Source organism: Actinomyces sp. zg328 (assembly GCF_009829635.1).
Lineage (GTDB): Bacteria > Actinomycetota > Actinomycetes > Actinomycetales > Actinomycetaceae > Actinomyces > Actinomyces marmotae.
This window is the reverse complement of record NZ_VWPE01000007.1, coordinates 16,312-29,591: the sequence shown is the minus strand read 5'-3', so window position 1 is coordinate 29,591 and position 13,280 is coordinate 16,312. Positions and strand designations below refer to the sequence as shown.

The 13,280-nt window shown below is 69.7% G+C and carries 14 protein-coding genes and 2 tRNA genes; 4 read left to right on the top strand and 12 right to left on the bottom strand.

What is annotated here, in order from left to right; all coding sequences use genetic code 11:
• Positions 1–211: 211 nt before the first annotated feature.
• Together GVV75_RS10120 and GVV75_RS05045 are read right to left on the bottom strand one after the other, a co-directional pair.
• Positions 212–367, bottom strand: coding sequence for a hypothetical protein (locus GVV75_RS10120; protein ID WP_175993953.1), 156 nt, complete (start codon positions 365–367; stop codon positions 212–214).
• Positions 367–1,131, bottom strand: a complete 765-nt coding sequence (locus GVV75_RS05045) for a class E sortase (RefSeq protein ID WP_175993952.1) — start codon at positions 1,129–1,131, stop codon at positions 367–369. Before GVV75_RS05045 ends, GVV75_RS10120 begins: the two co-directional genes overlap by 1 nt.
• Before the next feature lie 219 nt (positions 1,132–1,350).
• Between GVV75_RS05045 and GVV75_RS05040 the strand changes: the two genes are divergently transcribed.
• The gene (locus tag GVV75_RS05040) at positions 1,351–1,713 is read left to right on the top strand and encodes a cell division protein CrgA (RefSeq protein ID WP_159624318.1); all 363 of its coding nucleotides are present in this window, start codon (positions 1,351–1,353) and stop codon (positions 1,711–1,713) included.
• A 132-nt stretch (positions 1,714–1,845) separates the two neighbouring features.
• On the opposite strand, the gene GVV75_RS05035 is transcribed toward GVV75_RS05040, so the two are convergent.
• Positions 1,846–2,328 (bottom strand): hypothetical protein, encoded by a 483-nt coding sequence (locus GVV75_RS05035; RefSeq protein WP_159813777.1) that lies wholly within the window; start codon positions 2,326–2,328, stop codon positions 1,846–1,848.
• Between the two features lie 195 nt (positions 2,329–2,523).
• On the opposite strand from GVV75_RS05035, the gene GVV75_RS05030 reads away from it, so the two are divergent.
• Entirely contained in the window at positions 2,524–3,045 is a 522-nt protein-coding gene (locus tag GVV75_RS05030) for a peptidylprolyl isomerase (RefSeq protein ID WP_159624313.1), read from the top strand.
• A gap of 59 nt (positions 3,046–3,104) precedes the next feature.
• Complete coding sequence (locus tag GVV75_RS05025; protein WP_159624311.1) at positions 3,105–3,902, top strand: rhomboid family intramembrane serine protease; 798 nt, start codon at positions 3,105–3,107, stop codon at positions 3,900–3,902.
• Between the two features lie 238 nt (positions 3,903–4,140).
• Here the strand turns inward: GVV75_RS05025 and GVV75_RS05020 are convergent, their stop codons facing one another.
• The gene (locus GVV75_RS05020) at positions 4,141–4,653 is read right to left on the bottom strand and encodes an HXXEE domain-containing protein (protein ID WP_159624309.1); all 513 of its coding nucleotides are present in this window, start codon (positions 4,651–4,653) and stop codon (positions 4,141–4,143) included.
• A gap of 119 nt (positions 4,654–4,772) precedes the next feature.
• Here GVV75_RS05020 and GVV75_RS05015 point away from each other — a divergent pair, with 119 nt between their 5' ends.
• Entirely contained in the window at positions 4,773–5,366 is a 594-nt protein-coding gene (locus GVV75_RS05015) for a TetR/AcrR family transcriptional regulator (RefSeq protein WP_159624307.1), read from the top strand.
• A 91-nt stretch (positions 5,367–5,457) separates the two neighbouring features.
• Here GVV75_RS05015 and GVV75_RS05010 read toward each other — a convergent pair.
• From GVV75_RS05010 to recF, 8 genes are all read right to left on the bottom strand, one after another.
• Positions 5,458–5,530, bottom strand: a tRNA-Ala gene (locus GVV75_RS05010).
• Positions 5,531–5,542: 12 nt separating this feature from the next.
• Entirely contained in the window at positions 5,543–5,683 is a 141-nt protein-coding gene (locus GVV75_RS10115) for a DLW-39 family protein (RefSeq protein WP_175993947.1), read from the bottom strand.
• A gap of 33 nt (positions 5,684–5,716) precedes the next feature.
• A tRNA-Ile gene (locus GVV75_RS05005) sits at positions 5,717–5,790 on the bottom strand.
• Between the two features lie 48 nt (positions 5,791–5,838).
• Positions 5,839–6,315 carry a DUF3566 domain-containing protein gene (locus tag GVV75_RS05000; RefSeq protein ID WP_159624305.1) on the bottom strand — a complete coding sequence of 159 codons (477 nt, stop codon included), beginning with the start codon at positions 6,313–6,315 and terminating at the stop codon, positions 5,839–5,841.
• Positions 6,312–8,879 carry a DNA gyrase subunit A gene (gyrA, locus tag GVV75_RS04995; RefSeq protein WP_159624303.1) on the bottom strand — a complete coding sequence of 856 codons (2,568 nt, stop codon included), beginning with the start codon at positions 8,877–8,879 and terminating at the stop codon, positions 6,312–6,314. The genes GVV75_RS05000 and gyrA overlap by 4 nt, the downstream gene beginning before the upstream one ends.
• Positions 8,880–8,954: 75 nt before the next feature.
• Positions 8,955–11,000, bottom strand: a complete 2,046-nt coding sequence (gyrB, locus tag GVV75_RS04990; RefSeq protein WP_159624675.1) for a DNA topoisomerase (ATP-hydrolyzing) subunit B — start codon at positions 10,998–11,000, stop codon at positions 8,955–8,957.
• A gap of 384 nt (positions 11,001–11,384) precedes the next feature.
• Positions 11,385–12,056 (bottom strand): DUF721 domain-containing protein, encoded by a 672-nt coding sequence (locus GVV75_RS04985; RefSeq protein WP_235925233.1) that lies wholly within the window; start codon positions 12,054–12,056, stop codon positions 11,385–11,387.
• Positions 12,049–13,269 (bottom strand): DNA replication/repair protein RecF, encoded by a 1,221-nt coding sequence (gene recF / locus GVV75_RS04980; RefSeq protein WP_159624301.1) that lies wholly within the window; start codon positions 13,267–13,269, stop codon positions 12,049–12,051. The genes GVV75_RS04985 and recF overlap by 8 nt, the downstream gene beginning before the upstream one ends.
• Positions 13,270–13,280: the final 11 nt, after the last annotated feature.

Sequence of the window (13,280 nt, the reverse complement as noted above, 5' to 3'; positions counted from 1 at the left end):
AGTCCGCCGGGCGCCCCTCCGTGCTCAGGCGCGCCCCTTAAGTGAGCAGCCCCCTCATCCGCGCTCAGCACGCGCCCCCACAGCGCCAGCATTCACCCCACCGAACCGGTCTCGATCCTCATTTCGACCGGTCTCGCTCGTATTTTCGACCGGTCTCGCGTGTGGGGAGGGGTGGGGGATGGCGGGCGCGAGGCCGCGGGCGGATGCCCGGTCAGACGGTGGCCTCGCCGGAGAGGTGGAAGGTCTCGTTGGCCCACGGGAAGACGAACTCGAACAGCCCGAGGACCACGAGCGCGGCGAGGACGAGCGCCTCAATGAGGCGCAGCCACACCGGTCCGGGCAGGTGGCGCCAGATCCATCCGTACATCAGTTGACCTCCGGGTCGTTGAGGACCGAGGCCGGGCGGCCCTCGGAGCGGGGCATCCAGTAGGAGAGCTTCGCGTAGGTGATCCACCGGTGGTCATTGCCCCACTCGCCGACTGTCAGCGAGTGGCAGGTGGTCAGGGTGAGCATGCGATCAGTGGCCGCGATCTCGGGATGGTGGGGCACCGGCGCGATGACCTCGACGGCGTTCGGGTTCACAATCTCGTGCTCGGTGACGGTGTAGACGTACCAGGTGTCCTTGGTGGCCACCACCACCTCGTCGCCGGACTCGAGGAGATCGATGCGCCGGAAGGAGTTTCCGGAGGTGCGCCGGTGGCCGGCGAGGGCGAAGTTGCCGATATCGCCCACCTGCTGGGTCTCGGTGTAGTGGCCGGCGACGGCGGAGTCGAGGATGTTCGCGGCGGTGCCCTCCAGGATGGGCATGTTGTTGTTCGTCTTGCCGTACCACTTGGGGACGATGAGCATGCCGATGGTCTCCCCGCTGCCGACGGGGGAGACGGCGGGCGGGGCGTCATAGTGCTTGACTCCCTCGGTCTTGGGGGAGTCGACCTGCTGACTCTCGAAGGCGGCGCGCGTGGCGGCGGCCTTCTCCTGGGCGTCCAGACTCGTCCACCACAGCTGCCAGGTGAGGAAGAGGGCGATGACGAGGCCCACGGTGATGAGGATCTCGCCGACACTGGTGATCATGATGTCGAGCGCCGAGCGCTTCTTGCGCTCCGCCGCTCCGCCGTGCCTCATGCTGGTCATCCGCACTCCGTCTTCCGCAGGACTTTCCTCAGGGGCGTGGCGGGACTGATGGCCTGCCCATCGCTCGGCTGCCAGTCTAGGGCGTCGGCCCTGCTTGTAACGGCAAGCGTGATCACAGTCCCACCTCTCGCCCGACGCCGCGCATGCCCTAGGCTAGGAGCGTTTTAGTGCCCGCGCACGAGCCCTTCCCCAGGCTCGTCATGCTAGGAGGAGGCCCGCGTGGCCCTGCTGAACAAGCTCAAGAACTCTGATGACCACGCGAAGCGCAGAGCCAAGCGCTCCGGCAACCCGGCCAAGGCGGCGAAGGCCGCCGAGGAGGAGTCGCGCGCGGCGGCCAATCGCGTGTCGCGCGTGCCCCAGAAGGTGGTGCGCACCGGCAGCCCCAGTTGGTACGCGCCGTCGATGGTCGTGCTCATGGTCATCGGTCTCCTGTGGGTCGTGGTGACCTACCTGTTCAAGGGGAAGTACCCATTGCCGTACTTCCTCCACCACCACGCCGCCGACTGGCTGTCCAATGGGAACCTCTACATCGGCTTCATCATCATGATGGTCGGCTTCCTCGGCCTGCTGCGTTGGAAGTAGGCCCCCGCAACGGCCTCTGCGGCCCCGCGGCCAGCGCCGCGCACGGGCGATAATCGACGACGGCGCCCCCACCATCGCAGGTCGGGGGCGCCGTCGTCGTCATGCGGTCACGGGCGCGATCCGCCGGTGGGCTCAGGCCCCGGTGACCTCCTCAAGGAGCTCGGCGCCCTCCTCGGCAGAGTCGGCCCAGTACTCCTCGGCCCACGGGTCCTCGACGGGCTGGCTGCGGCGCCAGGCGATGTAGGCGGCGCCGGCGGCGGCGGTGACCACGGTGGCCCAGGCGAGAGCCTTGAGGCCGCGACGGCAGCGGCGCTTCTTGGGGGCGACGACGGGCGCAGGGGCCTCGGCGATCGCGGCACGGGCGGCCTCGGCGGCGCGCTGGGCGCGCGGCAGGTAGTCGTCGACGACGCGGGCGCGGGCCTCGCTGTAAGCGGGCTCGATGCGCGTCTGCGCCTCCTTGGCGGCGCGCGAGACGTTCTCCCCGGCGCGCGCGACGCGCGGGGCGGCCCACTCGGCGGCGCGCTCGGCGCGCTCGGCGATGGCCTCGGCGAGATTGGCGGCCTCCTGACGGAGGTGGTCGGAGTCGATCCTCTTGTCGGCGGTCTTGCAAGGCATGGCGCTCTCCTCCTGGGGAGTTCAAATGGTCGTGTCGCGGGATGCCAGGGCGGCGTGAGGCGAACTGAGACCCATGGTGGCACTGTTCCCGCCCGGGCGGGGGCTCTTGATGGCGGCGTTTTGCCTGGGGTGAACACGCTCCGCCACCCTTGGGCGAAGAGGCTCCCGCCCGCCCGCCCATGGGACCATGGGTGCATGGAAGCGACTCTTCACACCACCCTCGGAGACATCCGCCTGACCCTCTTCCCGGAGCAGGCGCCCGTGACCGTTGAGAACTTCGTCGGGCTCGCCACCGGGTCGCGGACCTGGACAGATCCGCGCACTGGTGAGGAGACCAACGCGCCCCTGTACAAGGACGTCGTCTTCCACCGGGTCATCCCGAACTTCATGATCCAGGGCGGGGACCCGCTGGGCACCGGCCGCGGTGGCCCCGGCTACACCTTCGACGACGAGATCGACCCGAGCCTCACCTTCGACGCCCCCTACGTCCTGGCCATGGCCAACGCCGGCCGTCACATGGGCAAGGGCACCAACGGCTCGCAGTTCTTCATCACCACCGCGCCCACGGCCTGGCTGCACGGCAAGCACACGATCTTCGGAGCCGTCGCCGACGACGAGTCGAAGGCTGTCGTGGATGCGATCTCGGCGACGCCGACGGATCGCACGGACCGTCCTCTCAAGGAGGTCACCATCACCTCGGTGAGCGTCGTCCAGTGACGGCGGTGGGCGGCCCGGGTACCCCAGGCGCGCCGGTCTGCCCGCGCCACCCCGATCGGGTGGCCTACGTGCGCTGCCAGCGCTGCGGCCACCCGGTGTGCCCGGCCTGCCAGGTGCCCAGCGCTGTCGGCGTGCACTGCGTGGACTGCACCGCTCGCGCCAGCGCCGGGCGCCGGGCCCCGACGACGGCCCTCGGCGGCCGGCTCTCCGACGGCTCCACGCTCATCACCAAGGCGCTCATCGCCGTGTGCGTCGTCATCTTCATCGCCCAGAAGCTCCCCGCTTCGACGGCGATGGGGCTGAACGTCATCAGGGAGCTCGCTCTCGTGCCGGTCTTTGTGAGCGCTGAGCCGTGGCGCCTGCTGACCAGCGCGCTCCTGCACGGCTCGATCATGCACCTGGCCTTCAACATGTGGGCCCTGTGGGTACTGGGCGAGGCCCTGGAACCCCTGCTCGGCCGCTGGCGCTACAGCGCGCTCATGGCGCTGAGCGCCCTGGGCGGGTCAACAGCCGTGTACTGGCTGTCCGCACCGGGATCGCGGGACTGGTTCACCGGGACGGTGGGTGCCTCCGGCGCGGTCTTCGGCCTGTTCGCCGCGATGTTCGTCATCCAGCGGCGCTTCGGGCGGGACACCACGGGCATCGTGGGGATCCTCGTGCTCAACCTGGTCTTCTCCTTCACCGCTGCCGGGATTTCCTGGCAGGGGCACCTGGGGGGTCTCATCACCGGGGGCGTCGTCGCCGCGGTCTACGCCTGGGCGCCTCGCGAGCGCCGGGGAGCGCTCTCAGCGGCTGGCACCGCCGCCGTGGCGCTGGCGCTGGTGGGCCTCGTGGCGCTGCGCCTCGCGAGCCTCTGAGGGACTTCTCGCCAACGAATCACATCGGTGTGGTTCATCCACAGTTGGGGATAACCATGTGGAAGAACAGCGCTGTGGTTTTCCACAGCGCTGTCCCCAGATGGGGAAAGCCTGGAATTACAGTCCCTCAACTGTCCACAGGCATCCACAGGGCTAGTGGCCGAGCATCTTCGCAACCTGTGGGCAAGCGCGCCCGGCTGTGATGGCGGGGTGGTCGCGCGCCCAGTTCCGTCAGCGCTCAGGAGCCACTAGATCCGCCCTGGCGCCCCCTCGTCACGAGGTGGGCGGCGCCGTGGGCGATGCCAGTAACGATGGGGAAGGCTGGGATGACCCACCAGTTGGGGCGAACCTCGATTCCCTCCTCGCGCAGCACGCGCCGCGCCCAGAACCAGGACGACAGGACGATGGGCAGGGCCGTCGCACAGCCGCAGGTGTAGCCCCGGGCCAGAGCCGCGGATCCCAGATGGCTGAAGCCGTGCAGCCCGTAGCCGTGCAGGAGCGCCTGATAGAGCCAGGATTGGCCGCGGCTGCGCTGCCCCTGGATGGACCCGACGGCGAAGAGCACCGCCATGATGCCCATCGCCACCCTGACATGCTCACGCGATACGCCATCGCGGCGCAGCTCCTCGGGGAGCCAGGGGATGCGCTCCGCCAGCTCGCGTGAGGCCGAGGGCATCGTCACGTACTCCTCGAGGTCGTGGGCAGCCCATGAGAAGAACAGGCCGGCGGTGGCTAGGTCGACGCGGTCCATGGCTCCTCCCGATTTCACGACTATTAGTTGCGTAACTAGGATAGCGCTGTTCGGGCGCATTTGGAAGAATCCGCTGCGGGGCCGGCACGGCGCTCCACGCGGGATGGGAGGAGGTCGCCATGGAGTCGAGCGCGCCACGAGGCGGTGGGCGCCCGCGCGATCCGCGGATCGACGGGCGAATTCTCACCGCGGCCGCGCGCCTCATGGCCTCGGGCGGGCTCGGCGCGCTGCGGGCCGATGCCCTGGCGACCGCGGCGGGCGTCCCCAAGTCGACGATCTACCGGCGGTGGGGGACCCTCCTGGAACTCGCGGTCGACGCGGTGGACGCGGCGCTCGGGCCACGGCGCCTACCCGCGACGGAGGAGCCCCTGGCGGATCTCGCCACGCATGTTCAGCGGGCGCACACGATCCTGGCGACACCGCCCCTCGGGCCGGCCGTCATCCAGATCGCCCACGAGTTGCTGGGGCGCCCCGAGGCTGCCGCGTCTTATCGGCAGCGGGTGATCGCGCCCCTGCGGGACGGGGCGATCGATGCCGTCTCCCGCGCGATCAAGGCGGGGCAGTGGGACGGCCCTGAGGCGGTTCTCAGCATCGACATGGTGATCGGCACGGTCCTGTACCGCCTCACCTATCTGGGGATCGAGACGACTCTTGAGGAGGCCTTCGAGCTGGTGGAGACGATCGCCGGCCGTCCCCTTCCCAGGCCATCCTGAGGCGCTGGGGCGCCCCGAGGCTCTCGGGACCCGCTCACGCCGTCGAGGAGCACTGTGGATGCGCGCGCCGCGCCATCGCGGGAGGCAGGAGTGGAGCCAACGGGACTCGAACCCGTAACCCCCTGCTTGCAAAGCAGGTGCGCTACCAATTGCGCCATGGCCCCTCGGCGGGAGGGTCAGATCTCCTCGACCGGGTCCGTGACCTCGGCCCAGGCGGCCCGCTCCTTGCGAGCGGCCTCATACGTGAGCCAGGCCGCGTACGCGATCGCGCCCACGCACGAGAAAACCGCAGCGTTCAGGGCTGTCCGGTTCCTCATGTGGAGCCTCCTCGCCGTCGCGCTGCGGTGCCGTGGGCCTAGCTGGACTCGAACCAGCGACCTCATCCTTATCAGGGATGCGCTCTAACCAACTGAGCTATAGGCCCTTGAGACCGGATGAGATTATCCCATCGGGTCTGGGACAACCAAATCGATCAGTCATCCGCCAGTGTGAGATGAATCCCGCCCACGAGAGAGGCGATGATGTTGTACAAGAGGGCCGCGAGCGTGCACAAGGCGGTGCTCAGGATGAGATTGACGACCGCGATGATCGTGGACAGCGAGATGGCCCGCGAGAACTTCATGTACTCCACGACGCCGGTGAAGGCGTTGGAGTTGGTCTCCACCACCGAGCTCACGAGGTCCTGGATCTGGGAGAACACGTGCAGCGAGTCGAGCATGAACCACACGACGGCCGCGCCGACCACCATCATGATGCCGATCGCCACGTTGAGCAGCAGTGACACCTTGAGGACGGACCAGGGGTCGATTCGGTTGACCACGAGCCGCACGCGGCGCGGGCTACCCAGCGCGGACTGCTTGCCGCCCTTACCGGGGTTGGCCGCGCCGACCGCGGGCGGGTTCGTCGCGATGGATGCGTTCATGGGCTGGGCGGCGTCGGGCTGGCTCATTGGTCCTCACTCTCGTCCTCGCTCAACGCTACCGTGTCGGCGGGGACCTGTGCAGAGTCATCAGCATCGAGGTCGCGCTCGGCGTTCCGGGCCACCGCGATGATGCGGTCGCCGTCGTCGGGCTTCGCGAAGGTCACACCCTGTGTGGCGCGGCCGGTCACGGACACCTCGGCGATGGCGGAGCGAACCACCTTGCCAGACGCCATGATGCACATCACCTCATCACCGGGGGCGGTCACGAGCGCGCCCACGAGATCGCCCCGCTCCTCGACGAGATTGGCGACCTTGACGCCCAGGCCGCCGCGTCCCTTGACCGGGTAGTCGCGCACGTTGGTGCGCTTGGCGAAGCCGCCCTCGGTGACGACGAACAGGTCGGCGTTGTCCCAGGAGGGGTCGATGACTCCCATGGCGAGCAGGGAGTCCTCCCCCCGGAAGCGCATCCCGGTCACGCCGCTCGTGGCTCGCCCTGTGGGGCGCAGGGTGGCGTCATCGGCGTGGAAGCGCAGGGACTGGCCGTGGCGGGAGACGAGCAGCAGGTCCTGGCCGGCCGACAGGAGCGAGGCGGAGATAAGCTCATCGGGGTTGCCATCCTCGTCATCGCGCAGGTTAATGGCGATGATGCCGCCCGAGCGGTTGGAGTCGTACTCGCTCAGGCGGGTCTTCTTCACCAGGCCGCGACGCGTGGCCAGCACGAGGTAGTCGGCCTGGTCGTAGGCGCCGAGATCCATGACCTGGGCGATCTCCTCGCCGGGCTGGAAGGCGAGCAGGTTGGCCACATGCTGGCCCTTGGAGTCGCGGCCGCCCTCGGGCAGCTCGTAGGCCTTGGCGCGGTAGACCCGGCCGAGGTTGGTGAAGAACAGCAGCCAGCGGTGCGTGGTGGTCACCCCGAAGTGCTGGACGATGTCGTCCTCGCGCAGGGTGGCGCCGCGCACGCCCTTGCCGCCGCGGTGCTGGGAGCGGTAGGCGTCGGTGCGGGTGCGCTTGGCGTAGCCGGAGCGGGTGATGGTGACGACGACGTCCTCCTCGGGGATGAGGTCCTCCATGCTCATCTCGCCGTCGAAGGGGACGATCCTCGTGCGGCGCTCATCGCCGAACTTGTCGACGATCTCGGCGAGCTCGGTGGAAACGATGTCGCGCTGACGCTGCGGGGAGGCGATGATGTCGCGAAGGTCGGCGACCTTGGCCTTGAGCTCCTCGGCCTCGGTCTGGATCTTGAGGCGCTCCAGGGCGGCTAGGCGGCGCAACTGGAGGGACAGGATCGCCTCGGCCTGGGCCTCGTCGACACCGAGCAGCCCCATGAGGCCGGTGCGGGCCTCCTCAGTGGTCGGCGAGCGCCGGATGAGGGCGATGACGGCGTCGAGGGCGTCGATGGCCTTGAGCAGGCCCTCCAAGATGTGCAGGCGCTCCTCGGCCTTGCGCAGGCGGTAGCGGGAGCGGCGCACGATGACGTCGATCTGGTGGTCCACCCAGTGGCGTACGAAGCCGTCGATGCTGAGCGTGCGGGGCACCCCGTCCACCAGGGCGAGCATGTTGGCGGGGAAGTTGTCCTGCAGCGGGGTGCGCTTGTAGAGGTTGTTGAGGACCACCTTGGCGACGGCGTCGCGCTTGAGGACGATGACGAGCCGTTGGCCCGTGCGGCCGGACGTCTCGTCGCGGATGTCGGCGATGCCGCCCACCTGCCCGTCGCGCACGAGTTGGGCGATCTTGTCGGCGAGGTTGTCCGGGTTGACCTGGTAGGGCAGCTCGGTGACGACGAGGCACTGGCGGCCCTGGATCTCCTCGACGTTGACGACGGCCCGCTGGGTGATGGAGCCTCGCCCGGTGCGGTAGGCGTCCTCGATGCCGCGCCGGCCCAGGATGGTGGCGCCGGTGGGGAAGTCGGGGCCGGGGATGATCTCGAGGAGAGCCTCAAGAAGCTCCTCGCGGGTGGCGTCGGGGTGGTCGAGGAACCACTGGACGCCGCGGGCGACCTCGCGCAGGTTGTGCGGGGGGATGCGGGTGGCCATGCCCACCGCGATGCCCTCGGAGCCGTTGACGAGCAGGTTGGGGAAGCGGGCCGGCAGGATCGTCGGCTCCTGGTTCCTGCCGTCGTAGTTGTCCTGGAAGTCGACGCTCTCCTCGTCGATGTCCCGGACCATCTCCATGGCCAGCGGGGCCATCTTGCACTCGGTGTACCTGGGGGCGGCCGGCCCCAGGTTGCCGGGAGTGCCGAAGTTGCCCTGCCCGGCCACCAGCGGGTAGCGCAGGGACCACCACTGCACGAGGCGCGCGAGGGCGTCGTAGATGGCGGCGTCACCGTGGGGGTGATAGTTGCCCATGACCTCGCCCACCACGCGGGAGGACTTGGAGAAGGAGGAATTGGGGCGGTACCCGCCGTCGTACATGGCGTACAGGACTCGGCGGTGGACGGGCTTGAGGCCGTCGCGCACGTCCGGCAGGGCGCGCCCGACGATGACGCTCATCGCGTAGTCCAGGTAGGAGCGCTGCATCTCCATCTGGAGGTCAACCGGCTGGATGCGGTCGTGCTCCTGGGTGCCGGTGGGGGTGGTGGTCTCGTCGCTCACGTGGATCCTTCAGTGTCCTTCAGTGCCTTGAGTGCCTTGCCAGGCGGTGGCGTGGGGCCGACGGCGGCCGGTGGGTCAGATGTCGAGGAAGCGGACGTCGGTCGCGTTGCGCTGGATGAAGGAGCGGCGCTGCTCGACGTCGTCGCCCATGAGGATCGCGAAGGTCTCATCGGCGTTCGCGGCCTCATCGAGAGTGACCTGCTTGAGGATGCGGGAGGAGGGGTCCATGGTGGTCTCCCACAGCTCGTGGTCGTTCATCTCGCCCAGTCCCTTGTAGCGCTGGATGCCGCCCTCCTTGGGCAGGCGGCGACCGGCGTCAGCGCCCGCGACGAGGAGCTTGTCGCGCTCGGCGTCGGAGTAGGCGAACTCGTGGTCCGCGTTGGACCACTTGAGGCGGTACAGGGGCGGCATCGCGATGTAGGTGTGCCCGTGCTCGATGAGGGGGCGCATGTAGCGGAACAGGAGCGTGAGCAGGAGGGTGGCGATGTGCTGACCGTCGACATCGGCGTCGGCCATGATGACGATCTTGCCGTAGCGCAGCTTGGTCAGGTCGAAGTCCTCGCCGATGCCGGTGCCGAAGGCCGTGATGAGGCTGCGGATCGTGTCGGATGACAGGGCGCGGTCCAGGCGGGCCTTCTCCACGTTCAGGATCTTGCCGCGGATCGGCATGATGGCCTGGTGCTCGGGGTCGCGCCCGCCGACGGCGGAGCCTCCCGCGGAGTCCCCCTCGACGATGAAGATCTCGCACACGGAGGCGTCGCGCGAGGAGCAGTCGCGCAACTTGCCGGGCATGGAGGCGGACTCCAGGACGCCCTTGCGGCGCGTGGCCTCGCGGGCCTTGCGGGCGGCCAGGCGAGCGGCGGCGGCCTGCGAGGCCTTAGAGATGACGGACTTGGCGTCCGCGGGGTGGGAGTCGAGCCAGTCGCCGAGTTGGGAGTAGACGGTCTGCTGGACGAAGGTGCGGGCCTCGGTGTTTCCGAGCTTGGTCTTGGTCTGGCCCTCGAACTGCGGCTCGGAGAGCTTGACCGAGATGACCGCGGTCAGGCCCTCACGGATATCGTCACCAGTGAGGTTGTCGTCCTTGTCCTTGAGCAGGCCCTTGTCGCGGGCGTACTTGTTGACCAGGGTGGTCAGCGCGGTGCGGAAGCCCTCCTCGTGGCTGCCTCCCTCGGTGGTGTTGATGGTGTTGGCATAGGTGTGGACGGACTCGGAGTAGGCGCTGGTCCACTGCATGGCGATCTCGAGGCTGATGGAGCGGCTGCCCTCCAGGGCGGTCTCGGCCTCGAAGTCGATGATCTCGGGGTGGATGAGCTCGGCCTTCTTGGACTTGTTGAGGAAGGCGACGTAGTCGCGCAGCCCGTGCTCGTAGCGGAAGGTGTCGGAGCGGTGCCCCTTGGCCGGCACCGGCGCCTCGGCTCCCGGCCCGCCCTCGTCTCCGGCGATCTCATCGCCCTCCTCGACGGCGCTGGGGCGCTCATCGGTCAGGGTGATCCGCAGTCCCTTGTTGAGGAAGGCCATCTGCTGGAAGCGGCGGCGCAGCGTCTCGTAGTCGAAGTCGACCGTCTCGAAGATCCGCGGGTCGGGGTAGAAGGTCTGGGTGGTGCCGGTGGCCTCGGTCTCCTCACCCCGGACGAGCTCGGTGATGGGCCGGCCGCCGTCGGCGAAGGACATGCGCCACACGTGTCCCTGGCGGCGGATCTCGGTGTCCACGCGGGTGGACAGGGCGTTGACCACGGAGATGCCCACGCCGTGCAGGCCGCCGGAGACGGCGTAGCCGCCGCCGCCGAACTTGCCGCCGGCGTGCAGGATCGTCATGACGACCTCGACGGTGGGCTTGCCCTCGGTGGGGTGGATGTCCACGGGGATGCCGCGGCCGTTGTCGACGACGCGCACCCCGCCGTCGGCGAGGATCGTGACCTGGATGTGATCGCAGTAGCCGGCGAGGGCCTCGTCGACGGAGTTGTCGACGACCTCGTAGACGAGGTGGTGCAGGCCCCGCTCACCGGTGGAGCCGATGTACATGCCCGGGCGTTTGCGCACGGCCTCCAGCCCCTCCAGGACAGTGATGTCGGAGGCACCGTAGTCCGCGGAGCCCGCGGCCGCGGGCGAGGCGGGCGTCACCGGATGGGCCTCCACCTGGGGAGATGCCACGTCGGCGGAGGTGAATTCGGGCACGGGGTTCTCAGAGGCGTCCTGGTCGGGCACGTGCTTGCTGCTCCTCAGTTCTCGCGCCCGCGGTGCGGGCGGGCCGGGCGGTGCGGGGCGGTGTCCCCGCCGCGTCGCCCGGGACGGTCGTCGGCGTTCCACTCTCACAGGGCGCTCCTGGGAGGCAGGACCCTTCCATGGGGAGGGGTACGCGTCAGCGCCTTCAATGCCTTCGACGCGCCATGGGCTTGTCCGAGGCGATCCTATCGCGAAACCTTCCGGGAGCCCGACCTCGAAGGGCCTGGCGGAGCGTGCCGGGCGTCACCTCCGTTCCCCGCGCTCCGACCACGGCGCCGCGCCTCAGCCGTAGGTGTCGCGGGGGCCGCGCCCGCCGCGCACGGGGAAGCGTCCATGGCGCCAGCTGGGCCCGGCCGGGCCCAGCACATGGACATCGACCCCGGCGCCCCCGACCTCCTCGCTGATGCGCCGCAAGATGGTGGGCATCATGAGCCGCAACTGCTGCGCCCAACTGGAGGAGGACGCCCGGATGGTGATCCGCCCGGGCTCAAAGGACTCCACGCGCGAGTGCTCGGCGACAGACCTGCCCACGATCTCCTCCCAGCGGGCGGCGACGCCGGCCACTGCGAGCATCCCCGCCCATCCCTTGCGGTCGACCATGCGGGCGAGGTCCTTCTTCGCGGTCCTCGGGTCGAAACGGCTGGGGCCGGGGCGGCCGCGATCAGTGGCAAGCCCGGGCGCGCGATCCGTCCAGTCCTCACTCTCGGGATCGCCGCCCCCCTCGCCGTTGACGCCGACGCGACGCCGGGGAGCGTCCCAGGGCGCGGGGTCATCCGCCCCCGGGCGCCCGCTGGAACGCGCGGGCCCTCGCATGTGGCCGCGCTCGAACGCGGAGGCCCGCACGCGGGACAGTGCTCGCGAGGCGAGGCTCGCGCCGTCCCCGGCGGCGCCCGCCTCACGATCGCAGGGGTGGTCGACGCCCGCGCCCTCAGCCCCCGGCTGGTCCTCAGTCACGGGTCACCTCCGATCCGGCCACCCGGAAGCGCGCTCCGGCCAGGCCATCCGGCACGTCGGCGTCGACAGCGGCCGTGACCAGCACCTGCTGAGCGCCGACCACCATGGAAGCCAACGCCTGACGGCGCCTGTCATCGAGTGAGGCGAACACATCATCGAGGATGAGGACCGGCTCGCCGTCGCCCCCGTAGGCATCGACGTCGTGCCGGAGCATCTCGTAGGAGGCCAGGCGCAGTGCCAGCGCCAGCGACCACTGCTCGCCGTGGGAGGCGAAGCCCTTGGCTGGCAGGGATCCCAGGAAGAGGGAGAGGTCATCGCGGTGGGCGCCCACGAGGTTGGCGCCGCGCTCGATCTCACGCTCGTGGAGCCCGCCCATCGCCGCCTCCAGGCGGGCGGCCACCGCCTGGGCGTCGGCGAGTCCGCTCTCGGCGGTGGCCACCGCATCCCACCCCGTTCCGGGCTCGGGCTCAATGGCGCCCTCATGAGCCAGGAGGCTGGAGCGGTAGGCGAGGCGCGCCTCGGACTGATTGCCCGAGACGGCCTCGTAGCAGGACTCGACCCAGGGGCGCAGGCGCCTGACGACTTCGATTCGCGCGGCGATGAGCCGCGAGGCCGCGGCGGCGAGCTGGGCGTCCCAGACCTCCAGGGTGGACATCATCGATTCCATGGAGGAGGAGCCCCGGCCCCGGTGGGCGCGCGCCGAGCGCAGGAGGCTCGCGCGCTGGGCGAGGATCTTGTCGTGCTCGAGGCGCGTCCCGGCGAGAGCGGGGCGCAGCATGACGGCGAGGTCGTCGAGGAAGCGGCGCCGCACCCCAGGCTCGTCGCGCACGAGGGCGAGGTCCTCTGGCGCGAAGACGACGGTGCGCAGGATCCCGGTGAGGTCCCGCGGACGGCAGGCGCCGCGATTGAGGCGGGCGCGGTTAGCCCTGCCCGCGATGATCTCGATCTCGATGACGCTGGGGCGCTCGCCGTGAACCACCTTGGCCCGCACGACGGCTCCGCCGGGCTGCTCGCCGTCGTCGGCGCGCCGCACGAGGGCCCGATCAGCGCCCACACGGTGGCTGCTCAGCGTGGACAGGTAGGCGATCGCCTCGACGAGGTTGGTTTTGCCCTGCCCATTGGGGCCGATGAACGCGCTGATGCCCGGCTCCAGGCCCACCACGAGGTGCCGATAGGACCTGAAGTCGTCGAGTGCCAGGTCGGAGACGTACACGAGCGGCGCGC